This window comes from Mycobacterium marseillense (assembly GCF_010731675.1).
Lineage (GTDB): Bacteria > Actinomycetota > Actinomycetes > Mycobacteriales > Mycobacteriaceae > Mycobacterium > Mycobacterium marseillense.
This window is the reverse complement of sequence record NZ_AP022584.1, coordinates 3,248,790-3,274,878: the sequence shown is the minus strand read 5'-3', so window position 1 is coordinate 3,274,878 and position 26,089 is coordinate 3,248,790. Positions and strand designations below refer to the sequence as shown.

Here is a 26,089-nt window from a genome sequence, read left to right as displayed (position 1 = left end):
GTCAGCCGTTCGTGCGCCACCACTGGTAGAGCGCGTTGACGTCGGTGTTGGACGCGCGCAGATAGCTCAGCGTGTTCTTCGCGTCCGTCGTCCAGATGATCTCGGCGGCGTTGTGGTACGTGCCGCACGCCGCCTGCCCGGCGCTGGCGGACGAACCGTCCTTGTGCCAGCTGGACGGCGACTGGTTGGCGTCCCCGCACGGCGTCAGGACGTCCTCCTTGATGGTGGCCCGAAACGCGGTGGCCAGGTTGTCGGCGCTGGTGAACAGGACGTACTTGGCCTGTGCCGGTCCATTCGGATCGGGGCTTTGTCCGCACGTGAGTACGGCTAGTTGCGTGCCGCGGTCGATGTTCTGGGCGGTGCAGTTGTTCAGGCCGTAGCCTTTCGACAGCGTGGCCGCCAGTGTGTCGATGTCCGACGAGCTGCCGGTGCCGGCGGGGTCGGCCGCCGCCGTGACGCTGCCCGCTAACGCGGACCCGGCCGTGAGTGTGGTTGCCATCGCCGCCTTCAGCGCGTTGCTGAAATCAGACATGAATGGCTCCTTAACGGCCGTTGCTAACACGGATAGTAGGGCTATGTCGTGGTAATGCAACACGTTCCGGCGGCAATTGTCTGTGTGGGCACCTTTCTCGTCCTTTGCTTCCAAAGGCCCTGGGCAACCAAGCTTGCGGGCATTTCACCGCGCTGGATATCGAATGATGTTCAGGCCGGGCATTAATCGGGTCTTCCCGCCGATGCGCGGCCGCCGCCGAGGCGCCGCGACGGCCGTTGCGCAGCCCAGGTTTTTTCATTGCTAGTGCCGTCGCGGCGCTGAGCGGGTATGGTTAGCACCGCTTTACGCCAGCTAACTTCTCTTGACTGGAGAATCCATGACACAACCGCCGCCCCCGCCGCCGCCTCCTCCCGGTTACCCGCCGCAGCAGCCGGCCGCCCAAGCGCCGAACAACTATCTGGTGTGGTCGATCCTGGTGACCCTGTTCTGCTGTCTTCCGTTCGGGATCGTGGCGATCGTCAAATCCAGCCAGGTCAACGGCTTGTGGGCGCAGGGCCGCTACGCCGAGGCGCAGGCATCGGCCGAGAGCGCCAAGAAATGGGCGATCTGGTCGGCGGCCATCGGCGTCGTCGTCGGCATCATCTACGTCATCTTGATGTCGGTCGGCGCGCTGAACACGGACACCAACGCGGCGCTCGCCGCGATGTTCTAAGCGCGGGTTCCGATGTTGGTGACCCGCCGGGGGGCGGCGCACGCGGGCCTGGGTGCACCACTGGTGGTGGCCGCATCCACGACGTTGATGTGCGCCGCCATCTGGGCGGCGGACCCGACCACTCCGAACGGCCCGCTGCCGGTATGCCCCACCAAGGCGTTGTTGGGAATCGACTGTCCCGGTTGCGGCAGCCTACGCATGCTGTATTCCCTCATGCACGGCAATGTGTTGGCGGCCGCCAGGTTCAACGCTCTTGGCCTGGCGGCGGTCGGGCTGTTGGTGTGGGCGTACGTGGCCTGGACCTACGGGCACGTGGTGGGACGGCGGGTCCGTAGTTGGCAACACCGCCGCTGGGCCGCCGCCGTGACACTGTCATTGGTGCTGGCGTGGTTCGTAGTGCGCAACATCCCCTTTGCGCCCTTCACTGCGCTGTATGTCTGATCCCGACGTGTCCTGATCCCGGCGGCTGGGGCCGCGGTCTAACCTGGGGCGCGATGGTGAAAAAACTCGCGACGTTGCCGGCGGCGCTCGCCGTGATCGCCCTGACCGCATTCTCGACCGGTTGCTCCCACCGGTCCTCGGAGCAAACGACGGGTGCGGCCGAGTTCGCGTCCGCCTTGCGCGGCAAGGTGACGACCGACGCCATGATGGCGCATCTGTCCAAGCTGCAAGACATCGCCAACGCCAACAACGGCACCCGGGCGGTGGGCACCCCCGGGTACGAGGCCAGCGTCGACTATGTAGTGAATACCTTGCGCAACAGCGGGTTTGACGTGCAGACGCCCGAGTTCTCGGCGCGGGTGTTCCACGCCGAGAAGCCGGAGCTGACCGTCGGCGGCAGGCCGGTGGAGGCGCGCGCCCTGGACTTCAGCCTGGGAACCCCGCCGGGCGGGGTGAGCGGTCCGCTGGTCCCCGCGCCGGCCAACAGCTTGGGGTGTGCGGTCTCCGACTACGGCGATCTCCCGGTGCGGGGCGCGGTGGTGCTCGTCGATCGCGGTACGTGCCCGTTCGCTCAGAAGGAAGACGTCGCGGCGCAGCGCGGAGCCGTGGCGATGATCATCGCCGACAACGTCGACGAGGAACAGATGGGCGGCACGCTCGGTCCGACCACCGAGGTGAAGATCCCGGTGCTCAGCGTGACGAAATCCACCGGCGTGCAGCTGCGCGGCCAGCCGGGACCCACCACGATCAAGCTCGACGCCAGCGCGCAAAGCTTCAAGGCCCGCAACGTGATCGCACAGACCAAGACCGGTTCGGACGCCAACGTGGTGATGGCCGGGGCGCACCTGGACAGCGTGCCCGAGGGGCCGGGGATCAACGACAACGGATCCGGAGTGGCGGCCGTGCTGGAAACCGCTGTGCGGCTGGGCAGTTCGCCGTCGGTGCACAACAAGCTGCGATTCGGTTTCTGGGGTGCGGAGGAGCTCGGGCTCATCGGGTCGCGGAACTACGTCGAGTCGCTGGACCTGGCCGCGCTCAAAAACATTGCGCTGTACCTCAACTTCGACATGCTGGCGTCGCCGAACCCCGGCTATTTCACCTACGACGGGGACCAATCGCTGCCGATGGACGCCCGCGGCAAGCCGGTGGTGCCCGAAGGCTCGGCCGGCATCGAGCGCACGCTGGCCGCCTACCTGAAGTCGGCCGGCAAGACCGCACAGGACACCTCCTTCGACGGCCGGTCCGACTACGACGGATTCACCCTGGCGGGGATTCCCGCCGGCGGCCTGTTCTCCGGCGCCGAGGGGAAGATGTCCGCGGACCAGGCCAAGCTGTGGGGCGGGACGGCCGACCAACCGTTCGACCCGAATTACCACCAAAAAGGTGACACCCTCGATCACATCGACCGCACCGCGCTGGGAATCAACGGCGGCGGGGTGGCCTACGCGCTCGGGCTCTACGCTCAAGACCTCAGCGGACACAACGGGGTCCCGGTCATGGAAGACCGCGTCCGGCACGTTCTCGCCAAGTCATGATTTCCCGTTGGGGCGCAACGCTGTTGGTGATCGCGGGTCTCGTGGCCGGGTGTTCGTCGATGCGGCCCGGCCCGCACGCCGCGACACCGGATCTCGGGCACGGCCTGGCCAAAAAGATCAGCGTCGAGGGCATGGTCACTCATTTGCGCGCCCTGCAGGACATCGCCAATGCCAACGGTGGCAACCGCGCGGACGGCACCCCGGGTTTCAGCGGCAGCGTGGACTACGTAGCCAAAACGCTGCGCGACAAGGGTTTTGACGTGCAGACACCGCAGTTCGACCGGCTGTACACCGTGTCTATGGGTAAGCCGTCGCTGACCGTCGCGGGCCGCACCTACCCCGTCGATCAGGCGTCGCTGCTGGTGCAGACACCGCCCGGCGGCCTGACGGGACAGCCGATCCGGCCGGCGCAGCCGTCGGGTTGCGCGGCCCACGACTACCCGGCCGTGATACCCAAGGGCGCGATCGCCATCGTCGACGACACCCGCTGCTCGGTGGTCGACAAACAGAACAGCGCCCTGGCCAAGGGGGCGAGCGCACTGATCGTGCTGAGCGCCCCCAACGGGCGGGGGGCTCCGCCCACGTTGTTCAGCCCCGGTTACTTCAAGCAGCTGACCGTGCCGGTCGCCGTCGTCAACCCCTACGGCGCCTCCGCGCTGTCCGGTGTGACCGCACCGATCCGCCTCGTGCTCGATGCCGTCCACACCAAGATCACCTCCCGAAATGTCTTGGCACAGACCAAAACCGGATCGCCCCATGACGTCGTCGTGGTGGGTGCGCAGCTCGACGGTTCACGCGCCGGGCCCGGCATCAACGACGACGGCTCCGGGGTGGCCGCGGTGCTCGAGACGGCCCGCCAACTGGGACCGCTCGCCCCGGTGAACAACGCGGTGCGGTTCGTGTTCTGGGGGGCCGAAGCCGAAGGGCTCAACGGGGTGATGGATTACGTGTTCGGCTTGGACCGTGATCAGCTCAACGACATCGCGCTCTATCTGAACTTCACCATGCTGGGGTCGCCCAACGCGGGCTTCTTCACCGACGACGGCGATCAATCCGGTCCGCCCGGACCCGGCGTCTTCGCCGCGGATGTCCCCGAGGGCTCGGCGGGCATCGAGCGCACCCTGGCCGGCTATCTGAACCTGGCCGGTAAGCGCCCCGCGGACATGCCGCTCAATTCCCGGGCCGACTACCACCCCTTCATGGTCGCGGGCGTGCCGATCGGGGGGCTGACGACCGGTTCCTCGCAGACGAAAACCACCGTGCAGGCGCGGTTATGGGGCGGCCAGGCCGGCGTGCCGTTCGATCCGAACTTCCAGAGCCCGCGGGACACAGTCGACAACATGAACCGGGAAGCGTTGGGGATCATGGGTTCTGGGGTCGGGTTCGCGGTCGGGAGCTACGCCGAGTCGCTCGGTGGGGTCAACGGCGTGCCATCACACGAGAAGAGGCATCGCACCCGAATGCCGTAGTGTCGGACGCCGCGGGCCAAACCGGCTGTACCTCGCCGACCGCCAAGCCTGAGGCAAAAGTAAAACGAAATAATGCGTCCCGCCAGGCGCTACATCGCTCGCGGAGTTTAGCAGGCAGCCGCGATCCCGGTAGGGAATTACCGAACTCCTTGCCTGAGAACATAAGAGCATCGGCTATCAAGTCGGATCGCCCACCTGGCCCGCGAGTATCGATTAAGCTCTCGCCTTACGAGTAGCACGCGAGGGACTGAACAGATGGAAATACTTGTCACGGGGGGCGCAGGCTTCCAGGGAAGCCATCTATGCGAGTCGCTACTGGCCGACGGGCATTGGGTCACGGTCCTGAATACGTCGTCGAAGAGTGCGAACCGAAACACGAATGACTTTCGTTCGCACCCGCGGGCGGCCTTTATCTCGGGTTCTGTGACCGATGGCGAAACGGTCCATCGCGCGGTGCGCGAGCACCACGTCGTTTTTCATCTGGCCGCCAATATCAACGTTGACCAGTCTCTCGGCGATCCGGAGAGCTTTCTCGAAACCAACGTCATGGGTACGCATCGCGTGCTCGAGGCGGTACGACGCTACAAGAACCGGTTGATCTACGTGTCAACCTGCGAAGTGTACGGCGACGGACACAATTTGCAGGAGGGCGAGCTTCTCGACGAGACAGCAGAGCTCAAACCGAACAGCCCCTACGGCGCCTCCAAGGCGGGGGCTGATCGGTTGTGCTACTCCTACTACCGGTCCTATGGCCTTGACGTCACGATTGTTCGGCCATTCAACATCTTCGGGGTGCGCCAGAAGACCGGGCGATTCGGTGCGCTGATCCCACGACTCGTCCGTCAGGCCATCAACGGCGAAAACCTGACGATCTTCGGCGACGGTTCGGCAACGCGCGACTATCTGTACGTCAGCGATATCGTGCGGGCATACAAGCTTGTATTGGAAAACACTGCGCTTCGTGGACAGGCGATCAATTTCGCGAGTGGCATAAACACCCGCGTGAAGGACATTGTCGAATACGTTGCCGACAAGTTCGACGCCAAAATCGAACGCCGTGAGGCACGGGCCGGCGAAGTCGCTCGTTTCCCCGCCAACATCGACTTCGCCAAAAGCCTGGGATTCGAGCCCGAGGTCGGTATCTGGGAAGGCATCGACCGCTACATCCAATGGGCGAAGGATCAGCCACAACACTCCTATGAACAAGACGGGATCAGCGGCGTCTTGTCTCCCCTATGAGGTCCGCGATTACCGATTTCGGAAAAAGTGCATCTTGCCCAGCCCATCGCCGTTAGGCTGGTGAAAGGTTCCATCCCACAAATGGCTCGGTGTTTCGTGTTCGCGGAGCAAGGGACTTGAAGTGAACAATCCGGCTGAAGTGTCGATGTGTCGCGGCGACTTCGATGGTGAGTTTTTGACATCGCTGCGCCGCGAGATCGACGCGTGGAGTGCGCATGACGCGCTAGCGCAGTTGGTTGCGATGTTCGGCGGAGTCTTCCCGCGGCACGCTGACCTGGCAGCCCGACTGGCCGCTCTTGACGAGTTCAGCACGGTATGGGATTACCGGGGCCGAGCGAGGGCACGTCGGAGCGGGGAGCAGATGCGGTCCCAAGACGCCGACGGCGGGGCGCGGTGGATGATCGCCCGTCTGGACCTGCCAGACCGCCAACTCGACACAATCACGACGCTGGCGCAACAGCTGGGCCTTACAGATGAATCATGGCCCACTGAGACAGCATTCGACTACCTGCTGGTGATCGGCACCGGACGTTATTCGAACATGCTTCGGGCCCGGTGGGCTCGGGATCTGGCTGCCGAGAATCGCGTCGGTCATATCGTGCTGGCCGCCGCTTCTCGGCAGCTACTGCCGTCCGAACACGAGGCGGCCGCGTCGTGCGCGCCAGGCGCGCGTACCGAATTCGAGCTGCTGGCGGCCGCTGCGGCCGACGCATTCGGGATGGATACCCGCGAGGTGGTGCGTCATGGGCGGCAGCGAGTCGACGACCCGCATCGGGGCCAGATTGTGTGGCACTTCGGCGAAGACAGCAACGACGTCGGGGTGCCCATCACGCTGCTCGAGGCACCGTCGCCGGACCCACACAACCGGCGCGCCACCTCCGCGGATACCTTCACCTTTACCGCGCGGAGCCTGGATATGCAGCAATCGAGTTGTCTACTGGTGACCGGTCAGCCGTTTGTCCCCTATCAGCACTTTGACGCGCTGCGAACTCTGACCCTGCCGTTCGGAATCGGCATCGAGACAGTGGGCTTCGGCATCGACCGCTACGACGGGCTGCACGACATGGATCTGCAGCATCCCGCCAAACTGCTGCAGGAGGTCCGGTCGACGATCCGGGCCGGCCGCAGTCTGCTGGAACGCGTCGAGGCGGCCCAGCGCACTGCGCCGAGGTCGCCCGAGATCACCCGTCGGCGGTGATTGTGCACGGTGTGGCGGGCGGGTAGTTGCCCGATACCGCGCGCAGCCGCCCCGGCGGCGGCCAGGGCCGCAGGCCCATGTTGCCCAGAAAGCGCAGCGGATTGACATGTGCGCGCCGAACCCGCGTCTCGAAATGCAGGTAACCGTCTGTTGATTGGTCCTCCGCACCGATGCTGCCGATCCGGGTTCCCGCACTTATTCGCTCACCGACTGGAATGTGCGTAGCGTCACCGGGCCGAAACACGTAGCGGATTTCGGTATCGCCGTTCGAGATGGTCACCGAGTAAAGGTGATCGACTTTGCCCGCGCAGCAGACAGTTCCGGACATGACGGTGTAAATCGGGCTCCCGGGGTCAGCGGCGAAGTCAATGCCGGGATGGAAACCGTCCGCGCGGGGTCCGTATCCGCGACCGATCGCGCGTGGCTGCGCCTCGATCGGCAGCCGTGCCCCCGGTTCGGTCCGGTCGAAATCACCGCGCATCCGCCGCTGGTAGTCCGCTTTGAGGAGGTCGACCTCATCGAGTGCGTAGCCGAACAGCAGGGACCGGTCATAGGCCACACCGAAGTTGTGCCGAAAATCCGGATCCAGCCGCATGTAGTGCCTGACTCGCGCGATCCGTTCCTTCAGCGTCGACCAGCCGTTGTGCATCAAGCGGATTCCGTCCAGCTGCCCTATCCGACCGTGGTCGGCGATGTTGGCCGGCCAGTGCGAATTGTGCATCAACTTGGAGCCCGCATACAGGCCCGGGTACCAACGCCAAAACGGCCCGCGCAGCGCCTCGGCGGTGCCCATCACCGGCACCATGTCCGGGTATTCGGGATCATCCCAGCGGGAAACCATCGGACACATCAGCGCCGCCACGTCGTCCGGTGTGCGCGCAAGCACCTCACGGATGTCGACGTCGATCTGGAAAACCCAGTCGGCGTCGACCATCACCATCCAGTCCGGCCGACAGAAATCGGCCATCCGGTACAGCAGCTCCAGGCCGGTGGACTCGGGGATCAACCATGGTGTGGACGGTAAATCCGCCCGGGCGCGAACAACATTGGTGACCGCGGGATGGTCCGCGAGAATCGCGGCGGTGCCGTCGGTGCTGCGGTCGTCGATCGCGTAGATCTCGTCGCTGAAGGTGGCCAGCGAGTCCAAGGTATCGGCCAAGGTTTTCCCGGCATTGTGCGCGCGCGTTACCGCCAGAATCCGCATCCCGTTGTCCTCTGAGTCGCGTGTATCACGCGAGAACCGAAATGTAGTAGCTGGGCTTTTCGGAAGGCGCGACGTGATTGCCAGACATCTCGGGCAGGTGATCGGCCAGCAGCTGCGCGGCCGTGGTCCCCACCGATCGCCACCCGTGGTTGTCGAGGTAGGCGGAAACGTCGCTGCGGGCCCCGGAATAGTTCAAAGACCAGATGTCGAGATGGAATCCATGGTCGCGCCAGGTGCGTGTCGCACTGCGGATGATCTCTTCGACCCGCTCGGAGTCCAGGTCCGACGAGCCCACGAACGTCTCCATGGCCATCTGGCTGCCCGGCGCGCTGAGCTTGGTGACGTTGTCCAGCAAGCGATCCTGGGCTTCCGGGGGCAGATAACCGAACAGCCCTTCGGCCATCCAGGCGGTCGGCTGCGCCGGCTCGAATCCGCTACGCAGCAGCGCGGCCGGCCAGTCGTGACGCAGGTCGGCCTGCACCATCCGCAGACGTGCCGTCGGCTCGGCACACAGCTGCGCCAAGGTTTCGGCCTTGAATTGCAGCACGTCCGGTTGATCGATCTCATAGACCGTCATCCCGGGCGGCCACGAGAGTCGGTAGCCGCGCGCGTCAAGCCCGGACGCCAGGATCACCGCCTGGCGGATCCCGGTGGCTGTGGCGTCTGCGAGGAACCGATCGAAGTAGCGAGTGCGGGCCACCAGCTCGGTGGTCATCCGCTGTAGACCCCACGCCGCTTCGGGATCGTCGACGTCGGACGCGCGGAGTTCTCCGGTGGCCCACCTGATGAGGAATTCGATACCCACCGCGCGGACCAACGGCTCTGCGAACCTGTCCTCGATCAAGGGTTCGGCCGAATTGGTGGCTCTGGCCCGGCCCGCGGCCACCAGCGTTGCGGTCGCGCCGACGTGGCTGGTCAGATCCCAGCTGTCGTCGTCTCTCCGCACCACAATTCCTTCCTGTCCTCCCGCACAACTGCCCACGCGTACTGGTCAAAGAATCGCATACAAACGAGGTGTCAAGTGAAGCTATTCGCCCTAATTCGATTAGCCGAGGACGACTGAGACGGGCGGAGCGCGGCCCTGGTCGTCGTTGCTGCGCCTCCGATGTGGGCTGGATCGATTGGCAAGGGGCGCTGCCCTGCTCGCGAAACTCCAGGGTGTGTCAGATCCCGGATATTGGGAGTCGGCAATCGCGCCAACGCAGTCCCGACTTGGCTCACATTGGTGCGCATGCTTACCGTGGGCGTGGACGAGGTCCACGGCGAGCTAGGCGACCGGATGCTGTGGACGAACGGTGTTGTGCGCCATGGCGTTTGATCGCCTAGCCCGGTAGCCGGGCTAGTTGTTTGTCGGTGGTGGTTGGGGTTGGAAGGGGTCATACCACCACCAATCGGCGCGTTCGCCGGTAGGTCCGGGACACGGTGGGACAGCGGGTGGGGGTTGGGTCGGGGGGCGTGCCAGTGATCCCGGGCTCAGTAATCGGCCGGTGTCGTCGGTGACGATGAGAGCGTGCGCGGGTCCGGTGATGGTGATCTCGCCCCGGTGGTGCAGCCGGTGGTGATAGGGGCAGACCAGGACCAGGTTGGCCAACTCGGTGGGGCCGCCGTCTTCCCAGTGCCGGATGTGGTGGGCGTGCAGACCGCGGGTGGCGCCGCACCCGGGTATCGCGCACATGCGGTCGCGGTGCTCGAGGGCGCGGCGCAGCCGCCGGTTGATCACCCGGGTTGCCCGGCCGGCGCCGATGGGCTCGCCGTGGCGCTCGAACCAGACTTCACAGGTGGCATCACAGGTCAGGTAGCGGCGTTCGGCGTCGGGCAGCAGCGGACCCAGATGCAGCGCGGCAACGCGCCGCTCGATGTCGAGGTGGGCCACCACGGTGGTGTGCTGCCCGTGGGGGCGGCGGGTGGCCTCGGCATCCCAACCCGCCTCCACCAAACGCATGAACGCCTCGGCCGTGCCCGGCACCGGCGGACGCTGATCGCCCACGCCGGCGCCCTCGCCGTGGTCGCGGCGCCACTCGGCGATGAGCGCGTCACGATGCGAGGCCAACGCGGCGTCGAATTTCGCGGCATCCACGTGGCCCAGGGTGATTCGATAACACGCCCCCTGCTCGGTGGCGGTCGCGATAAACGACCGCTCGGGCTCGGGCCGGGGTTCGGGGTCAGGACGCGGTTCCAGCTTGACCGCGGTGCGCAGCTGATTGACCGTGGCGACCGCGGCCAGTTGGGCGTAATGGTCATCAGATCCCTGGCCCGCGTGTGCGGCGATCACCCCGACCTGATCGGCCGACAGCCGACCCTCGCGCATGCCTGCCGCGCAGCGGGGAAACTCCTCCAGCCGGCCAGCGATGGTGCTGATCGTGTGGGCATTGCCCGACGAACACCCCAGCTTCCAGGCCACCAACGCCGGCACCGAGCGCGCACCGGTCACACCGCACAATTGGTCGCGATCGATCTCGGCGACGATCTGCACGATGCGCCCATCAATCGCATTGCGCTGACCGGCCAACTCCGCCAACTCCTCGAACAACACCTCAAGGCGGTCGCTCGCAGTCACCACCTCGGCGTCAGCAGATGCGATCGAAGACATGACGCCATCATCGCAGCCAGGTACGACAAGTCCGGGCCGCCCGTCGAACTCAGTAATCACCGCGGCTGGCTGGTCAGGCTGCCGCTGATAAAGAGGGTGTCGTCGTCTTCCGGAGCGGGCACCTCGAGGCCGCTGCGCCGAAACAGTTCTGCCAGTGGTACACCTTCGAGCTGCCAGCCCTTGACGCCGAGGTAGTCGAGGGCGTGGCTGCGTTGGCCGGTGTAGACCAACGAAGCCAAGTCAATGTCGACGCCATGGTCACGGAACGGGTTGGATATGGTCCGCGATCGCTCGGCGTCGAAATCGACGATGCTGGTGACGAATTCGGTGGCCACCCTACTTCCTGGTGCGCTGAGCGCGGTGATGTTGTCGAACAGCCGGTCCTGGTCTTCCGGCCTCAGATACATCAGCAAACCCTCGGCCAGCCACGCCGTCGGTACTCCCGCGTCAAAGCCGGCAGTGTGCAACGCCGTCGGCCAATCCGCGCGCAAATCGACGGGCACGGCGCGCAGGGTCGTCGAGGGTCCGGCGCCCAGGCCGGTCAAGGTCGTCGTCTTGAACTCGATGACCCGTGGCTGGTCGATCTCGTAGACCACCGTCCCGGTCGGACACGGCAGACGGTAGGCCCGGGCGTCCAACCCCGACCCGAGGATCGCGACTTGTCGAATCCCCCGGTCGGTGGCGTCGAGGACGTAGTCGTCAAAGTACTTCGTGCGGACCGCGTTTCCGTCGACCATCGCCCGCGCCACGGTCGGTGAGACGTCTGCGATCGCCGACATGTCGAGTTCGCCGTCCATCATCTTGGTGAAGAGATCCAACCCCACCGCACGGACCAGAGATTCGGCGAACGGATCGTTGATCAAACCGCGCGGATCCCTGGTGGCCATCGCGCGCCCGGCCGCGACGATGGTCGCAGTGACCCCGACGCCAGACGCCAGATCCCAGTTGTCGTCGTCGGTGCGAGGCATCAACTCACCTTAGCCGTGTCCTCGTCGTCGGCTGTTTGAGTTGGGTGCATTCATTGGCGTCGGAACAGGCGCCCGTGGAGGGTGCAGAACCAGGCGATGTCGCCGTCCGGTCCACGGACGAAGTTGGATCGACTGCCGGTGGGTTTGCCGTCGGGTCCCAAGTCGATCCCGTAGTCGGGCCGGTAGAAGGCGAGCCCCAGTTCGGCGTTATCGGGACCATCCGGATTGGCAGCATCAGCCAGGGTTCCAGCGAGCTGGCCGTCCCTCGCCCGGAACTCGATGACCGTTTGCTCGAGGTTGCCATTTTGGGATACTTGCCCGGCGATGTACCGGCCCTCGTAGGGTGCCAAGTCGGCGGTGCCAAGGCGTTGCGGTGCGGCAGGCAGATTGCTGATGCCGGCGAATCTTCGCAACGCCCAGTCACAGGCGAAAAGGTCGTTGATCAGATGAAATCCGCCGTCAGAGTTGGTGAGTACGGTCATGGCGAAGTCGCGATCGGGCACCATGAAGAAACCGGAGCGTTGCCCCTTCCAGGTGCCGCCGTGCTCGACGATGGTGACATGCTCCGCGGACGGCCGCAGCATCCAGGTCACGCCCATCCCGGTCAGCTCGACCCAAAGTGTTCCGCCCGCGCCAGGGTTCGAGCGCATTGCCTCCAGCGACCATCGGCTCAGCATCTGCTCACCGTGAGGCGCCCTGCCGTCGCCGAGATGGAACCGAGCGTAGCGCAGCTGATCTCGCGCTGTGGACATCAATCCGCCGGTGGGGTTGCAACTGCGTGGAAACGCCCAAAAGTCCGTTTCGACAATGGGTTTACCGTCGACCACGGCGTGCGCTGCCGCGACATTCAGACCGACGATTTGGTCGGAAAAGTAGTGGGTGTGAGCAAGCTGCAGCGGATCGAGTACCAGCTTCCGCACCGCTGACTCGTAGGTTGTTCCGGTGACAAGCTCGATGATGCGCCCCGCCACTACAAGACCCGAATTGTTATACGCGAACGCGGTTCCCGGAGCAGTCAGCTGCGGCAAACGTGACATCGAGTCGACGTAACGCGCTACCGCATCATCGCCGCGCCCAAAGTCCTGGCCGTTGCGGCCATCCCAGCCCGCGGTGTGGTTGAGCAGTTGGCGCACGGTCACCGTGGCGCCGACTGACTCGTCGGCCACCGCGAAGTCGTGAATGTAGCGGCGCACGGGTAAATCCAGGTCCACCTTGCCCTGCTCGACCAGGCGCATCAGCGCGGTGCCTGTGAAAGTCTTTGTGGTCGAACCGATTCGGAAGACAGTGTCGCCGTCGACAGGCAACGGATGGTCGACATTGGTGACCCCGTAGCCCTTGACGAACTCTTGGCCGTCGACCCAGACAGCAACCGCGACGCCCGGAATCGCATAGTCCTTCATGGCGGCGTTGATCTTGGCGTCGAGTTCGTCGAACGCCACGCCAAGGTCCGCGCAGTTAGCAGTGTCAACCACTGCAGCGGCGACTTCGTGCGGCAGTCGATCCGAATGGCCTCGTGATGCCTTTGGCCCTCCGCGGCACCGTCCACATGACCGTCAATATAGCTGGGCTTATGTGACCATCGCGAGGCCTGACACACGCCGGGCTGTCAGCCGAAGGCGACGGCGAGCCACCGCCTTTCTAGCGCAGCCGCGTCCGGCCGGGGTTTGCTGGGTCTCTCGATTTCGCCTGCCGCGGACTTCCGGCACCTCTAGAATGAGGCCCCTTGGTGCTGCCGTGTCGCCGGTCGGGATGAGGTTGGTCATGAATAGCCATGCGCTCAGGTCGGCACTGGTCTGGGCGGCGGCGGTGCTCGTGGTGGCCGGGTGCACGACGTTCGTCGACGGACGCGCGCTGTCGATGCTCAACGACCCCTTCCTGGTGGGCGGGCTGCCTGCGACGAACGGGCCCAGCGGGATTCGCTCGAACGCGCCCAGCCCCACGGGCAAGGTGCTCAACACCGACGACGGGCCCGTCGACAGGCTGGCGTTGCTCTCGGTCAACGACATCGAGGACTACTGGCAGTCGGCGTACAGCCAATCGCTGAAGGGCACCTTCAAACCCGTCAGCAAGATGGTGTCCTACGACTCCAACGACCCGAGCAGCCCGATCGTGTGCCACAACGACACCTACAAGCTCGTCAACGCTTTCTACACGTCGCGCTGCAACCTGATCGCCTGGGACCGCGGCGTGTTCATGCCCGTCGCGCAGAAGTACTTCGGCGACATGTCCGTCACCGGCGTGCTCGCACACGAATTCGGGCACGCGCTGCAACAGATGGCAAAGCTGGTGACCAGAAGGGACCCGACCATCGTCCACGAACAGCAGGCCGACTGCTTCGCCGGCGTCTACCTGTTCTGGGTCGCCGACGGCAAGTCGCCGCGCTTCACGCTGAGCACCGCCGACGGGCTCGACCACGTGCTGGCGGGAATCATCACCACACGTGACCCGGTGATGGACAGCGAGACCGAAAACGACGACGCACACGGCTCGGCACTGGACCGGATCAGCGCCTTCCAGATGGGTTTCCTCACCGGCGCATCGGCCTGCGCGACGATCGACCGCAGGGAAATCGAGCAGCGCCGCGGCGATCTGCCGAACGCCTTGCGCGTCGACGCCACCACCGGAACGCCGGAGACCGGCGAGGTCCCGATCAACCGGGACACCCTGTCGACCCTGATGGAACTGCTGGGCAAGATCTTCGCCCCGGCCAAACCGCCGACGCTGTCCTACCAGCCCGCCAATTGTCCGGACGCCAAGCCCACCCCGCCGGCGTCCTACTGCCCGGCCACCAACACCATCGCGATCGAGTTGCCCAAGCTCGCCGTCGTGGGCAGGGTCGCCGACGAGAGCGAACAGACCCTCCCTCAAGGCGACGACACAGCTCTGTCCGTCGTGATGTCGAGATACGCGCTGGCGGTGCAGCATGAACGCGGCCTGCCGATGCAGAGCCCGTGGACCGCGCTGCGCACCGCGTGCCTCACCGGTGTGGCGCACCGCAAGATAGCCGAGCCCATCGAACTGCCCTCGCACAACCAATTGCAGCTCACCGCCGGTGATCTCGACGAAGCGGTCGCTGGGTTGCTCACCAACCACCTGGTGGCCAGCGACGCCGATGGCACCAGCGTGCCCGCCGGTTTCACCCGGATTGCGGCGTTCCGCGGCGGCGTGACCGGCAACGTGGACGCGTGTTACTCGCGTTATCCGGGATAGCGAAAGACGCTCCGGGTCAACCTATTTCGGCGAGCCGTGGAATGACCTCGTCGCCCAGCCGGCGGACGAACCCGACCGGGTCGGGGTTGCCGGGCAGCGGGCCGACATTGATCATGTCCACACCGAGCGCGGCGAAGCGTTCCGCGGTCTTCAGATATTCGTCGATGTTCTCGAACGGGTCTGTCGTTGCCAGGCCGCCGGACGTCTTACGAATGTCGCCTGAATCCCTGCCCACCGCGTCGCAGTGCCCGCGCAACACATCGACCTTGTGCGCGAGCTCATCGACGTCGTTCGACATGCTGTTCCAGATGTCGGCATATTGCGCGACCAAGCGCAGTGTCTTCCTCTCGCCGTCCCCGCCGATCAAGATCGGGGGCCGCCGAATCGGTTGTGGCGCACAGATCGTCTCGTTCAGCCGATAGTGCTTGCCTGCATAGGGCCCGTCGTCGTCGCTCCACATCTGCCGGCAGATTTGCAGCGTCTCCTCGAGCATCTCGAAGCGCGCGCTCAGCGGCGGATACGGAATGCCCAGCGCGGTGTGCTCGCGCTCGTACCACGCCGCACCGAGCCCCAGCATCGACCGGCCTTGCGACAAGACGTCCAGGGTGGTGACCGTTTTGGCCAACACGCCGGGGTGACGATAGGTGACCCCGGTGACCAGCAGGGCCAGGTCGATCGTGGAGGTCTGGGCGGCCAAGAATCCCAATGAGGTGTAGCCCTCGAGGAATGGATTCTGGGCCGGGCCAAGCTCTTCCATCTGGAAGAAGTGGTCGGCAAGGGTGAACAACGTGGCGCCGCCCTGCTCGGCGGCCTTGGCCGCGTCGGCTAGCGTCGAACCCAGCCGTGCTGGGTCTCCGGGTAGAAAGTCGATGAAATGCAATCCCAATTCCATTGTGGGTGCCGCCTTTCCTATTGTTCGGTCAAGCGCTCGAGGAGCGAGAGCGCGTCGACGATGACGCGCCGTTCCGCCTCGGTGTAGCGCTCCTGAATGGTCCGCGCCAGCCATTCCTCCCGGGCGCGACGGTCGCTCTCGGCGCGCTTTCGCCCCGCCGCGGTCAGCGAGACCACCTGTCGCCGACCATCATTCGGATCCGCGGAGCGTTCGATGAGCCCCCGCTGTCCCAACGCGGCCAGGATGGTCGCCATCGACTGGGGACGTACCTGTTCCGCACCGGCCAACACGCTCGCCGACGACGGCCCCTCTTTCCACAGCCGAGTGAGCACCGCCGTCTGCGACGGCGTCAAACCGTCGACCGCGATGTCCTTCAGTCGGCGGCGCAGCCGGCTGAACACCACCCGGATATCGCGTGCCGCCGCCACTGCGGAGTCGCTGATGCCATCCACGGCACTACTCTAAATTAGACAGTCAAAACTGTCCAGTCCTAGCTGCCTATTTCCGACCGAGCAACTGCAGCGCGGCGTCGACCGCCAAGGCCGGGACATTCAGGGTCTTGGACCGCAGATCGTGTCGGGCGCTCGCGATCTCGACGACAGCGGTCGTTCCGCTGATCAGCGCCGCCGCGGTGCGCAGCTCGTCGGGCGTGCCGAAGGGGTCCGACGTTCCGTGGGTGAACACCGTCGGCACCGTGATGTCGGGCAGGTGCTCGGTGCGCAGCCGCTCCGGCTTACCCGGCGGGTGCAGCGGGTAGGAGAACAGCGTCAGCACATCCACCGGGGCCTCGCCGGCGGCAACCACCATGGATGTCTGCCGGCCGCCGTAGGAATGCCCGCCGGCGATCAGCGGGCCCCCGCCGAGGCCGCGGCACAACGCGATCGCCTCGACGATCCCGGCGCGATCGCTGGCTGCCGACCCGGACGGCGGTCCGGTGGGCCGCCGCCGCCGGTAGGGCAGGTTATAGCGCACCGCCAGCCAGCCCCGGTGGGCCCATTCATCGCAAACCTGTTGCAGCAGTGGAGAATCCCTGTTGCCGCCGGCACCGTGGGTGAGTACGACCACACCTTTCGCGGCACCGTCGGGTTCGTGCGCGATGCCCGCGATCTGATCGAGGTGTTGGGTCATCACGACAGCCTAAACAGCGGGGAGACGGGGCCGTGGCCGTGGCCCAGGGGATAGGACGCGCGCAGACATTCGGTGACCCACCGCTTCCCGAAGCCGACCGCGTCCGGCACTGTGAAGCCGTGCGCCAGCGCGCACGCGGCCGCGCTGGCCAAGGTGTCCCCGCCGCCGTGGTCGTTGCCGGTCGCGATGCGCTCCGCATCGAACTCGTGGTAGGAGGTGCCGTCATAGAGCAGGTCACAGCTGCGGTCCGACGAGCGCAGGTGACCGCCCTTGACCAACACCCACTGCGGCCCGAGCGCATGCAGGGCCTTGGCCGCCGCCCGCTGCGATGCCGGGTCCACGACGTCGATGTCGACCAGCAGACGCACCTCGTCGAGGTTTGGCGTCACCAGCGTGGCCAACGGAAACAATTGGTTCCGAAGCGAATCCAGCGCCGCAGGTGCCATCAGTGCGTCTCCGTGCATGGACGCCGCCACCGGGTCGACGACGAGCGGGACAGTCAGGGCGAGATGGCGCCAGGTGGTGGCCACGGTGTCGATGATGCGCGGCGACGCCAGCATGCCGGTCTTAGCGGCCTGAATGCCGATGTCGCTGACCACGGCTTCGATCTGGCCGGCGACGACATCTTCGGGAATCTCGTGAAAACTCTTGACTCCCACCGTGTTCTGCACGGTAACCGCGGTCACCGCGACGCACGCGTGCACACCCAACAGCGCCATGGTGCGCATATCGGCCTGGATGCCTGCGCCGCCTCCGGAGTCTGACCCGGCGATAGACAGCACCCGCAGGGGTATCGCGCCCGGCGGTGGAACAGGCAGGAACGTCACTGTGCCAAATGGCGGCGACCCGCTGCGCCCGGCCGCGCCGCGCTGGCGATCGCCGCGGCCAAATGGCGGCGACCCGCTGCGCCCGGCCGCGCCGCGCTGGCGATCGCCGCGGCCAAATGGCGGCGACCCGCTGCGCCCGGCCGCCGCGCTGGCGATCGCCGCGGCCAAATGGCGGCGACCCGCTGCGCCCGGCCGCGCCGCGCTGGCGATCGCCGCGGCCAAATGGCGGCGACCCGCTGCGCCCGGCCGCGCCGCGCCTGCGATCACTGCTGTGCCAGCGGCAGATACACCCGGTTGCCGTGCTCGGCGAACTCGCGAGACTTCTCCGCCATGCCCTCGGACATGGCCGCCTCGATCGCTTCCTCGCTGTCCAGGCCGTGTTTGGCGGCATAGTCGCGGACGTCCTGCGTGATACGCATCGAGCAGAACTTCGGCCCGCACATCGAGCAGAAGTGCGCAGTCTTGGCGGGCTCGGCCGGCAGCGTCTCGTCGTGGTACTCCCGCGCGGTGTCGGGATCCAGCGACAGGGCGAACTGGTCGTTCCAGCGAAACTCGAAGCGCGCCTGGCTCAATGCGTTGTCGCGCTCCTGGGCATGCGGATGTCCCTTGGCCAGATCGCCGGCGTGCGCGGCGATCTTGTAGGCGATCACGCCGTCCTTGACGTCCTTGCGGTCCGGCAACCCCAGGTGTTCCTTGGGCGTCACGTAGCACAGCATCGCGGTCCCGGCCTGGGCGATGATAGCCGCGCCGATCGCCGAGGTGATGTGGTCGTAAGCCGGCGCGATGTCGGTGGCCAGCGGGCCCAGCGTGTAGAACGGGGCCTCCTCGCACCACTCCTCTTCCAGGCGCACGTTCTCGACGATCTTGTGCATCGGCACGTGCCCCGGGCCCTCGATCATGACTTGCACACCATGGGATTTCGCGATCTTGGTCAGCTCACCAAGGGTGCGCAGCTCGGCGAACTGCGCCGCGTCGTTGGCGTCGGCGATCGAGCCCGGCCGCAGCCCGTCACCGAGCGAGAAGGTGACGTCGTAGCGGGCGAAGATCTCGCAGAGTTCGTCGAAGTTGGTGTAGAGGAACGACTCCCGGTGATGCGCCAGGCACCAGGCGGCCATGATGGAGCCGCCGCGGGAGACGATGCCGGTGACGCGCTTGGCGGTCAGCGGCACGTAGCGCAGCAGCACCCCGGCGTGCACGGTCATGTAGTCCACGCCCTGTTCGCACTGCTCGATCACGGTGTCGCGGTACATCTCCCACGTCAGTTCGGTCGGATCGCCCTTGACCTTTTCCAGCGCCTGGTAGATCGGCACGGTACCGACCGGAACCGGCGAGTTGCGCATGATCCACTCGCGGGTTTCGTGAATGTTCTTGCCAGTGGACAGGTCCATGATGGTGTCCGCACCCCACCGGGTCGCCCACACCATCTTGTCGACCTCCTCGGCGATCGACGACGTCACCGCCGAGTTGCCGATGTTCGCGTTGACCTTGGTGGCAAAGGCCTTGCCGATGATCATCGGCTCGATCTCGGGGTGGTTGTGATTGGCCGGGATCACCGCGCGCCCGCGGGCGACCTCGTCGCGCACCAATTCCGCGGGCATGCCCTCGCGCGCGGCGATGAACGCCATCTCCGCGGTGATCTCGCCCGCGCGGGCGCGCTGCAGCTGAGTGCCACGGTCGCGAATCACTCCGGGCCGCGGAGGCAGTCCCGCCGCCAGGTCGATCGTCACGTCCGGATCGGTGTAGGGGCCCGAGGTGTCGTAGAGGTCGAAGTGATCGCCATTGGACAGGTCCACCCGGCGGAACGGGACCCGCCCGCCCGCGACATCGCGATAGATCTTGTGGCTGCCCGCAATCGGGCCGGTGGTGACGGACGGTGCAGTGGTTCCCGACAATGTCTCGGTCATTTTTCATCTCCCTACGCCGGCATTACCCGGTCAGGTTCGTACGGTCGACGGCCCCGAGCCGTCCTCTCAGCGCACTCGGCATGCGCTCCCGCGTTGATGGATGGGTCCGCACGCGACGTTACCCCCACCCCGGACCACACGGCAGGGTGACGGCCCTTTCTTCCGGGGCAGTAGCCGAAGACATTTCCCGAATGGAAAAATGCATACGTGCAACAGCGCGGGCGAGCGGCAGAATCATCGACCGATGCGGACGGCGTGCGATCCTCGGGCCCCGGCGAGACGCCGGCGGAATACCTGACCATCGGCACCTTCCGGTTCTGGTTCGTGGGTCAACGCTGGGAATGGTCCGACGAGGTGGCCAGGATGCACGGCTACGGACCGGGGGATGTCGAGCCGACGACCCAACTGTTGTTGTCGCACAAGCATCCCGACGACCGCGCCCATGTCCAGGAATTGCTCGACCACGCCCTGCAGTCGGAAGGGTCGTTCTCGAGCCGGCACCGGTTCATCGACACCGCGGGTACGGTGCACGACGCGATCGTCGTCGCCGACCGCATGCGCGACGTGTCGGGCGCCGTGGTGGGCACCGAGGGCTACTACATCGATCTCACCAACACGCTCGACGAAACCCGGCAGGAAGTGCTCGACGAGGCGCTGCCGGATCTGTTCGAGAGCCGCGCGGCCATCGAACAGGCCAAGGGTGTGCTGATGTACGTCTACCGGGTCAGCGCCGAGCAGGCGTTCCGCGTGCTGCAGTGGCGCTCGCAAGAGACCAATGTGAAACTACGCGCGCTGGCCAGGCAGCTGCTCGACGAATTGGCCACCCTGCCGGCGCCGGCGGCGACCGTGCAGAGCCAGTTCGATCATTTGCTGCTGACCGTGCACGAGAGGATTTCGCCCGAGCCCGCCGGGTAACCCGCGATTTGTTAAACGGCAGTTCGGGTAGGAGTTAATCTCTGGTGGTCTGCAATGCGCGACCGCGCATCCCCGCCGCGTCGTCGGGCTTAGCGGCTGCAGATCTGACCGGTGGCTGCGGCGAAAGGCACGAACTTGTTGGCGGTCGAATACGAGGCGCATGAGGACGCGATCGTCGTGCGGGTCAAAGGCGCTGTCGACTCCAGGACCGTCGGTGAGCTCGCCGCCCACTTGGCGACCGCGGTGGAGCAGGCCGCGACGCAGCCGGCCCGTCCGGTAATCATCGACTTGCAAAACGTCGACTTCTTCGGGAGCGCGGCATTGAATGCGGTGCTCGATTGCCACGAGAGCGGCGCGGCCCGTGGGACGCCGGTCCGCCTGGTCGCCGATGACGACCAGGTGCTACGCCCGATTCAGGTCACCGAGTTGGATCGCGTGTTCGACATCTACCCGACGCTGTCGGACGCGTTGCAGCGCGGACGCCAACGATGAACGCGGGTCCGCCTGCCGTGCGGCCCGGTTAGACCTCCTCCATCGCCTCGCCGAGTTCCTCGAGGAGCTTGTTGTGGTGGTTGCTCGCCAAAAGGTGCCCGGCGGCGATGACCACGGCCACCGGCCAGTCGATGAGTTCGAGCGCCGCCAGGGCCGCCAGCCCCCCGAAGTACGCCAGCTGCTCAGGCCGGGGGATCTCCACCTGGCCGATCCCCGGCAGGTTCACCACAAACGTTTCGCCCTCGCGGATCTTGTCCACCGCATCGCGCTGAGAGGTGTCCCGCCGCGACTTCTTTTCCGCCATGATTTGCCTTTCGGTAACGAAGGGTTTCCCGCCTCGCTGGGTCACGCGTACAACGTCGGACCTATGTCGACGATGACCGACACCGGGGGCGATCCGCTAGTTTCGTCGATTGCTTCGGTGCTCAGGGTGCCGTTACTGGAACTCTATGCGCTGTTGTGGCGCGTCGGGGTGGTCGAGATTCGGAACCCGCAGCGGGAGGCTCGGCGAGATCCGACGGAGGCTCGGGATCTGATTTGTCCGGACCCGTCAGCACACGCGACAGCACGCCGGTTGCGACCGTCGCCGCCGCGGCGGCGCCCAGGCCCTGGGCCCAGCCGAACGGTCCGAGCGGCGTACAGCCGAGCAGCTGGCTGACGCCCGGGGTGCTGATCAGCACCCCGACCAGGCCGAGCGAACCCAACGCGGTGAGCACCACCAGCGGGGCCTGAGACTCCACCAGCGTCTGGCCCAGTTCGGTCCCCACCAGCGCGACCAGCGCGACGGTCGAGGCGCGTTGCGGACTACTCAGCGGGCCGCTGAGGCCCGCCATCGCCCACGCCGCCGTCGTCGCCGCCGCCGTGGTGACGCCCCGGATGGTCACCGCCTGCCACAACGCGGCCTGATCCGCGCCGCGCAACCGCGGGTCGATCGGGCCGCTGGGCTTGCTCACCGCGAGTGCGGCGGCCGGCAGCGCGTCGGTCATCGTGTTGACCAGCAGCAGCTGGCGCGTGTTCAGGGGCGACGTCCCCGTGATGGCGCTGCCGATGATCGCGAAGATCACCTCGCCGGCGTTGCCGCCGAGCAGCACCGACACCGCCGACTGCACCCGCCGCCACAGCTGGTGTCCTTCCCGGATGGCCTCCATCAGCGCCTCGATGCGGCCGTCGACCAGCACCACGTCGGCCACCAGGTGGGCGGGATCGCTGCCGTGGGCGACGACGCCGATGCCGACCGTGGCGGACCGGATGGCGGCGGCGTCGTTGGCGCCGTCGCCGACCATCGCGGTCCGCACGTCCGCGTTCTCGAGCGCCTGGACGACCTGGACCTTGTTCTCCGGCGTCATGCGGGCGAAGATCACCCGCTCCGCCGCGACGCGCTCCTGGTCCTTGCGTGACAAGGCCTCCCATTCGGCGCCGCTGATGACCTGATCGGCGGTCACGCTGAGCCCGAGTTCGGCGGCGATGGCCTTGGCGGTGATCGGGTGGTCACCGGTGATCAGCTTGACGCCGACGCCGAGGCCGTCGAGGTCGCCGAGCAATTGCTTGGCCGTCGCGCGTGGGGTGTCGGACAGGCCGAGAAATCCGGTGAGCGTCAGCCCGCTGGTGCAGTACTCGGCGATGTCATCGGGATTGTCCGCGATCGCCCGAGCCTGTTGCGCGGTCAGCTCGCGGCGCGCCACCGCGATGACACGCAGCCCGCCGGCGGCGAGTTCGGCGACCGTGCCCTCCATCGCCCCGGTGTCCCCGCTGGCGGCCAAGACCACCTCGGGCGCGCCCTTGACGGTCAGCTCGGCGCCGGTCACCGAGGCGGAGAACGACCGACCGGAGCGGAACGGCAGGTGCGCGGTCCGCGGTGTGGTTGCCGCGCCGTCGGCGGACGCGGCCTCCGCACCGGCCTCGACGATGGCGACATCGGTGGCGTGCACCTGGGTGCCGCCGTTCGTCATGGGCGCGGCGTGCACGGCGCAGCGCAGCACCTCCTCGCGCGAGTGCCCGGCCGCCGGGTGGACCTGCGAGACCCGGAGACGGTTTTCGCTGAGCGTCCCGGTCTTGTCGAAGCACACCACCTCGATGCGGCCGAGCGCCTCCACCGAGCGCGGAACCCGCACCAGCGCACCGAACTTCGTCAGCCGTCGCGCCGACGACGCCTGGGCCAGCGTGGCCACCAGCGGCATTCCCTCGGGAACGGCGGCGACCGCGATGGCGATGGCGCTGCCCACCGCCTGCTGCAGGGGGAGGCGGCGCAACAGCCCGAGCGCGCCGACCAGCGCACCGCCGGTGATGCTCACCGGAAGCGCCTTGGTGGTCAGCTGGCCGAGCTGGTGCTGCAGGCCGATGTCGGAGGACAGCTCGCCCGAGATGAGGTCGGCGGCGCGACGCTGCTGGGTGTCGGGCCCGACCGCGGTCACCAGCGCCACCGCGGTGCCGGCTACCACGGTGGTCCCGGCGAACACCATGCAGCGGCGCTCGGCGAGCGGCGCCCCCGGCGTCGCCTCGACCTGCTTCTCCACCGACAGCGATTCGCCGGTGAGCGTCGACTCGTCGACCTCGACGTCGACCTCTTCGACGACGCGGGCGTCGGCGGGCACGACCTCGTGGGTGCGCACCTCGATGACGTCGCCCGGCCGCAGTTGCGCGGCGTCGACGAGCGCGTACGTCCGCTCACCGTCCGCGCCGATGACGACCTTGCGGGCGGGCGGAACCTGTTGGGCCAGGAGATAATTCAACCGCTTCTCGGCGCGCAGCCGCTGCGCCGCGGCCAGGATAGAGTTCCCGGTCAGCACGGTGCCGACCAACATCGCATCGACGGGCGAACCGAGCACGGCGCTGGCCGCCGAGCCGAGCGCCATCACCGGGGTCAGCGGGTCGGACAATTCGGCGCGCACGGCCTTGGCGAGCTGCCAGACCGCTTGCGCGGGCGTCTCCGCCACGCGCAGGGCCGCGGGGGTGTCTCGCTCCGTCGGGGCGGGCGCCGGGGAATCCTGCTCCGGCAACGCCTTACGGACCTGCTCGACCGGCATCGCGTGCCATTCGTGCGTGGCGGTCGGGCGCGGGGTGTCCGCATTGAGGATCCCGCGGGCGAGCAGATAGCCCGAGAGCAGACCGGCCGCCGCGCCGACGTTCACCGTTTCGGATCCGAGGTTGCCTCGCACGCCCGGGATCATGAACAGCGACCCCATCGCGGTGGCGCCGGCTGAAATCCCGATGCCGCGCTGGGTCGCGGCGGCGGCCGCGGGCAGCGCGTGCAGCACCCGCCAGACGGCCGCCAGGTCCGGCAACAGCAGATCGGCGTTCCACAGCGGGGCGGCGCGACCGCTCGCGGGCAACACGCCCAGCGCGAGGTGCGCCGACGAAATGGCTTGTGCGGCAGTTGATGACAACACGGCCACCGTGCGACCGGCCTCCTGCAGGTCGTCCACCGCGGCGGCGAGTGCGTCGTCGACTGCTTTGTCGGTCCCGCTCTTCAGCGGCCGGACCTCGTCGAACGCCGGTCGCAACTCGTCGAGGGACTCGTGGTCGACCGTCAGCAGTTGCGCCCCGGCGCGGTTGGCCTCGCCGACCACCGCCGAGGCGAGCGGGTCGTGGGCGGGCAGGAAGAGCGCCTCGACCTGCGCATCGGACCGGCCGCCCGAAACCTTGCGCCAGCCGGGGCGCAGACCAGTGTTGTCCAGCATGAGCTGGGCGCGGCTCCACGCCGCGGCCAGCTCGCTGTCGCTCGCGCCGCGGATGCGGGCCACCCGCAACGTGTCGGTACACAACACGCGGGGGTCGATGAGGATCGTGTCGATCTTGTTCAGCCGCCGCAGGCTTTCCGGCCGCAACGGGAGCACTGAGTGTCGCTCGGCCAGGCCGCGACCCAGCGTTGCGGCGAACGCCTCGGGGGTGGTCCGGTTGGCCTTGGGGGTGGTTACCTGCACCGCGGTGGCGGCCATGTTCAGGTTGCGGGTGCCGGCGCCGATAGCTCCGGCGCTGAGCGCCTGGAGGAGCGCGAAGCGACCGGGAGCCCGCTCCATGCCCCGCGACGGCTGCGGTCGCGGCGAGCGGTAGGTCAGCGGTTGGTCGGCGTGCCGCGCGAGCTCGGGTTCGTGCTCTTCCCACGCGCGCGCCTCGGCGCGGCACTCGGCGACCTTCAGCGACTGCATCGTCAGCCCCAGCGACAGCGACGTCGGCGACTGAGAAAGCGTTTGGCTGGTCGCCTGGACCAGCGTCATCACGGTGTCGGTGGCGGGGCCCCCGATCCGGTCCTCGAGCCGGCGGCGCAGCCAGGGCTGGTAGTCGAAGAACGTGATGCTCGCGGCGATGGTGACCGGCAGTCGGGGCAGCCGCGTCGCCCGGCCGAACAGTGCCACGCCCAGCCCGGCCGCGTTGGCGGCCACGGTGACCGCCCTGGTCGCCAGCACCAGGCCGTCGCCCGGCAGGCTCGCCGACGCCGTCGCCGGCCGGTCGGCACCTTGTGAAGGCGCGCAACGGTTTTCGGATTCCTCGACGACGCCGCACAGGTCGCTCAGCGAGGTGTTTGGATCGTCGAGGTCCACGACCACCCGGGACAGGGGGTAATTCAACTTTGCTGACGCCACGCCGGGATGGGCCAGGATGGCCTCGAGCACGGTCGGGCCGAGTGGGCCGTCGGCCGCGTCGGCCAGCCCGCGCACCTCGATCCACGCGCGGCTGTTGCCACGCCAACAATGCCGGCGCAGCGTGGCCCGGGTGAGTTCGCCGGACAGCGCCTTGGCGCCCTCGCGCAAGGGGATGGTCGCGATGTCGATACTGGTTTCGATACTCGCTCGCGCCAGATCGGTTGTCGCCTGTAGGCCCGCAAAAATCATTCGCGACGGCAGCGACCGTCGCAGAGACGTTGTGATACTCAAG

22 protein-coding genes, 1 pseudogene and 1 riboswitch are annotated in these 26,089 nt (G+C 66.9%); of the genes and pseudogenes, 10 read left to right on the top strand and 13 right to left on the bottom strand.

Features of this window, described 5'->3' with window-relative positions:
• Position 1 precedes the first annotated feature (1 nt).
• Complete coding sequence (locus tag G6N26_RS15045; protein ID WP_083019114.1) at positions 2 to 532, bottom strand: serine/threonine protein kinase; 531 nt, start codon at positions 530 to 532, stop codon at positions 2 to 4.
• A gap of 337 nt (positions 533 to 869) precedes the next feature.
• On the opposite strand from G6N26_RS15045, the gene G6N26_RS15040 reads away from it, so the two are divergent.
• The 6 genes from G6N26_RS15040 to G6N26_RS15015 all read left to right on the top strand — a co-directional run bounded on the left by G6N26_RS15040 (position 870) and on the right by G6N26_RS15015 (position 7,087).
• Positions 870 to 1,205, top strand: coding sequence for a CD225/dispanin family protein (locus G6N26_RS15040; protein ID WP_067167289.1), 336 nt, complete (start codon positions 870 to 872; stop codon positions 1,203 to 1,205).
• A 15-nt stretch (positions 1,206 to 1,220) separates the two neighbouring features.
• Complete coding sequence (locus G6N26_RS15035; protein ID WP_067167321.1) at positions 1,221 to 1,646, top strand: DUF2752 domain-containing protein; 426 nt, start codon at positions 1,221 to 1,223, stop codon at positions 1,644 to 1,646.
• A gap of 53 nt (positions 1,647 to 1,699) precedes the next feature.
• Complete coding sequence (locus tag G6N26_RS15030) at positions 1,700 to 3,181, top strand: M28 family metallopeptidase (RefSeq protein WP_067167285.1); 1,482 nt, start codon at positions 1,700 to 1,702, stop codon at positions 3,179 to 3,181.
• The gene (locus G6N26_RS15025) at positions 3,178 to 4,650 is read left to right on the top strand and encodes a M28 family peptidase (protein ID WP_083019110.1); all 1,473 of its coding nucleotides are present in this window, start codon (positions 3,178 to 3,180) and stop codon (positions 4,648 to 4,650) included. Before G6N26_RS15030 ends, G6N26_RS15025 begins: the two co-directional genes overlap by 4 nt.
• A gap of 255 nt (positions 4,651 to 4,905) precedes the next feature.
• Positions 4,906 to 5,889, top strand: coding sequence for an NAD-dependent epimerase/dehydratase family protein (locus G6N26_RS15020; RefSeq protein WP_083019108.1), 984 nt, complete (start codon positions 4,906 to 4,908; stop codon positions 5,887 to 5,889).
• Between the two features lie 145 nt (positions 5,890 to 6,034).
• Positions 6,035 to 7,087: a hypothetical protein gene (locus G6N26_RS15015; RefSeq protein WP_225323443.1), complete on the top strand. Its 1,053-nt coding sequence runs from the start codon at positions 6,035 to 6,037 to the stop codon at positions 7,085 to 7,087.
• On the opposite strand, the gene G6N26_RS15010 is transcribed toward G6N26_RS15015, so the two are convergent.
• From G6N26_RS15010 to G6N26_RS14990, 5 genes are all read right to left on the bottom strand, one after another.
• The gene (locus G6N26_RS15010) at positions 7,071 to 8,291 is read right to left on the bottom strand and encodes a peptidoglycan DD-metalloendopeptidase family protein (RefSeq protein ID WP_083019106.1); all 1,221 of its coding nucleotides are present in this window, start codon (positions 8,289 to 8,291) and stop codon (positions 7,071 to 7,073) included. The genes G6N26_RS15015 and G6N26_RS15010 overlap by 17 nt on opposite strands.
• Positions 8,292 to 8,316: 25 nt before the next feature.
• On the bottom strand, positions 8,317 to 9,240 hold the full coding sequence (locus tag G6N26_RS15005) for a class I SAM-dependent methyltransferase (protein ID WP_083019104.1): 924 nt from the start codon (positions 9,238 to 9,240) through the stop codon (positions 8,317 to 8,319).
• 390 nt (positions 9,241 to 9,630) lie between these two features.
• Positions 9,631 to 10,881 (bottom strand): HNH endonuclease signature motif containing protein, encoded by a 1,251-nt coding sequence (locus G6N26_RS15000; RefSeq protein WP_163648815.1) that lies wholly within the window; start codon positions 10,879 to 10,881, stop codon positions 9,631 to 9,633.
• Between the two features lie 56 nt (positions 10,882 to 10,937).
• A complete protein-coding gene (locus G6N26_RS14995; protein WP_083019492.1) occupies positions 10,938 to 11,849 on the bottom strand; it encodes a class I SAM-dependent methyltransferase in 912 nt (303 codons plus the stop codon).
• Positions 11,850 to 11,899: 50 nt separating this feature from the next.
• Positions 11,900 to 13,345, bottom strand: coding sequence for a serine hydrolase domain-containing protein (locus tag G6N26_RS14990; RefSeq protein ID WP_232067600.1), 1,446 nt, complete (start codon positions 13,343 to 13,345; stop codon positions 11,900 to 11,902).
• A gap of 265 nt (positions 13,346 to 13,610) precedes the next feature.
• On the opposite strand from G6N26_RS14990, the gene G6N26_RS14985 reads away from it, so the two are divergent.
• A complete protein-coding gene (locus G6N26_RS14985) occupies positions 13,611 to 15,059 on the top strand; it encodes a neutral zinc metallopeptidase (RefSeq protein ID WP_083019488.1) in 1,449 nt (482 codons plus the stop codon).
• A gap of 16 nt (positions 15,060 to 15,075) precedes the next feature.
• Here the strand turns inward: G6N26_RS14985 and G6N26_RS14980 are convergent, their stop codons facing one another.
• The 5 genes from G6N26_RS14980 to thiC all read right to left on the bottom strand — a co-directional run bounded on the left by G6N26_RS14980 (position 15,076) and on the right by thiC (position 19,810).
• Positions 15,076 to 15,951, bottom strand: coding sequence for an LLM class F420-dependent oxidoreductase (locus G6N26_RS14980; RefSeq protein ID WP_083019486.1), 876 nt, complete (start codon positions 15,949 to 15,951; stop codon positions 15,076 to 15,078).
• Positions 15,952 to 15,968: 17 nt separating this feature from the next.
• Entirely contained in the window at positions 15,969 to 16,403 is a 435-nt protein-coding gene (locus G6N26_RS14975; RefSeq protein ID WP_067167425.1) for a MarR family winged helix-turn-helix transcriptional regulator, read from the bottom strand.
• Positions 16,404 to 16,449: 46 nt separating this feature from the next.
• Positions 16,450 to 17,079 (bottom strand): alpha/beta hydrolase family protein, encoded by a 630-nt coding sequence (locus G6N26_RS14970; protein WP_067167427.1) that lies wholly within the window; start codon positions 17,077 to 17,079, stop codon positions 16,450 to 16,452.
• Positions 17,079 to 17,906 carry a bifunctional hydroxymethylpyrimidine kinase/phosphomethylpyrimidine kinase gene (thiD, locus tag G6N26_RS14965; protein WP_083019484.1) on the bottom strand — a complete coding sequence of 276 codons (828 nt, stop codon included), beginning with the start codon at positions 17,904 to 17,906 and terminating at the stop codon, positions 17,079 to 17,081. Before thiD ends, G6N26_RS14970 begins: the two co-directional genes overlap by 1 nt.
• Positions 17,907 to 18,169: 263 nt before the next feature.
• Positions 18,170 to 19,810: a phosphomethylpyrimidine synthase ThiC gene (thiC, locus tag G6N26_RS14960; RefSeq protein WP_067167432.1), complete on the bottom strand. Its 1,641-nt coding sequence runs from the start codon at positions 19,808 to 19,810 to the stop codon at positions 18,170 to 18,172.
• A riboswitch (TPP riboswitch) is annotated at positions 19,802 to 19,912 on the bottom strand. (Overlaps the previous gene by 9 nt.)
• 153 nt (positions 19,913 to 20,065) lie before the next feature.
• Here thiC and G6N26_RS14955 point away from each other — a divergent pair.
• The gene (locus G6N26_RS14955; RefSeq protein ID WP_225323355.1) at positions 20,066 to 20,725 is read left to right on the top strand and encodes a PAS and ANTAR domain-containing protein; all 660 of its coding nucleotides are present in this window, start codon (positions 20,066 to 20,068) and stop codon (positions 20,723 to 20,725) included.
• Positions 20,726 to 20,836: 111 nt separating this feature from the next.
• Positions 20,837 to 21,217 (top strand): STAS domain-containing protein, encoded by a 381-nt coding sequence (locus G6N26_RS14950; RefSeq protein ID WP_067167437.1) that lies wholly within the window; start codon positions 20,837 to 20,839, stop codon positions 21,215 to 21,217.
• A 28-nt stretch (positions 21,218 to 21,245) separates the two neighbouring features.
• Here the strand turns inward: G6N26_RS14950 and G6N26_RS14945 are convergent, their stop codons facing one another.
• A complete protein-coding gene (locus G6N26_RS14945; protein ID WP_095577870.1) occupies positions 21,246 to 21,521 on the bottom strand; it encodes a hypothetical protein in 276 nt (91 codons plus the stop codon).
• A 63-nt stretch (positions 21,522 to 21,584) separates the two neighbouring features.
• Between G6N26_RS14945 and G6N26_RS26570 the strand changes: the two are divergent.
• Positions 21,585 to 21,662 (top strand): annotated as a pseudogene (locus tag G6N26_RS26570) (hypothetical protein); the annotation flags it as partial.
• Here G6N26_RS26570 and G6N26_RS14940 read toward each other — a convergent pair.
• Positions 21,643 to 26,046 (bottom strand): cation-translocating P-type ATPase, encoded by a 4,404-nt coding sequence (locus G6N26_RS14940; protein WP_232067460.1) that lies wholly within the window; start codon positions 26,044 to 26,046, stop codon positions 21,643 to 21,645. The pseudogene G6N26_RS26570 and the gene G6N26_RS14940 sit on opposite strands and share 20 nt — an antisense overlap.
• Positions 26,047 to 26,089: the final 43 nt, after the last annotated feature.

Bases quoted from the DNA above. Each gene is read 5' to 3' on its own strand.
- G6N26_RS15025 (WP_083019110.1), top strand. From the start codon at position 3,178: ATGATTTCCCGTTGGGGCGCAACGCTGTTGGTGATCGCGGGTCTCGTG.
- G6N26_RS14980 (WP_083019486.1), bottom strand. From the start codon at position 15,951: ATGGAATTGGGATTGCATTTCATCGACTTTCTACCCGGAGACCCAGCA.
- G6N26_RS15030 (WP_067167285.1), top strand. From the start codon at position 1,700: ATGGTGAAAAAACTCGCGACGTTGCCGGCGGCGCTCGCCGTGATCGCC.
- thiC (WP_067167432.1), bottom strand. From the start codon at position 19,810: ATGACCGAGACATTGTCGGGAACCACTGCACCGTCCGTCACCACCGGC.
- G6N26_RS15010 (WP_083019106.1), bottom strand. From the start codon at position 8,291: ATGCGGATTCTGGCGGTAACGCGCGCGCACAATGCCGGGAAAACCTTG.
- G6N26_RS14970 (WP_067167427.1), bottom strand. From the start codon at position 17,079: ATGACCCAACACCTCGATCAGATCGCGGGCATCGCGCACGAACCCGAC.
- G6N26_RS14985 (WP_083019488.1), top strand. From the start codon at position 13,611: ATGAATAGCCATGCGCTCAGGTCGGCACTGGTCTGGGCGGCGGCGGTG.
- G6N26_RS15015 (WP_225323443.1), top strand. From the start codon at position 6,035: ATGTGTCGCGGCGACTTCGATGGTGAGTTTTTGACATCGCTGCGCCGC.
- G6N26_RS14945 (WP_095577870.1), bottom strand. From the start codon at position 21,521: ATGGCGGAAAAGAAGTCGCGGCGGGACACCTCTCAGCGCGATGCGGTG.
- G6N26_RS15000 (WP_163648815.1), bottom strand. From the start codon at position 10,881: ATGTCTTCGATCGCATCTGCTGACGCCGAGGTGGTGACTGCGAGCGAC.
- G6N26_RS15040 (WP_067167289.1), top strand. From the start codon at position 870: ATGACACAACCGCCGCCCCCGCCGCCGCCTCCTCCCGGTTACCCGCCG.
- G6N26_RS14940 (WP_232067460.1), bottom strand. From the start codon at position 26,046: ATGATTTTTGCGGGCCTACAGGCGACAACCGATCTGGCGCGAGCGAGT.
- G6N26_RS14995 (WP_083019492.1), bottom strand. From the start codon at position 11,849: ATGCCTCGCACCGACGACGACAACTGGGATCTGGCGTCTGGCGTCGGG.
- G6N26_RS15020 (WP_083019108.1), top strand. From the start codon at position 4,906: ATGGAAATACTTGTCACGGGGGGCGCAGGCTTCCAGGGAAGCCATCTA.
- G6N26_RS15045 (WP_083019114.1), bottom strand. From the start codon at position 532: ATGTCTGATTTCAGCAACGCGCTGAAGGCGGCGATGGCAACCACACTC.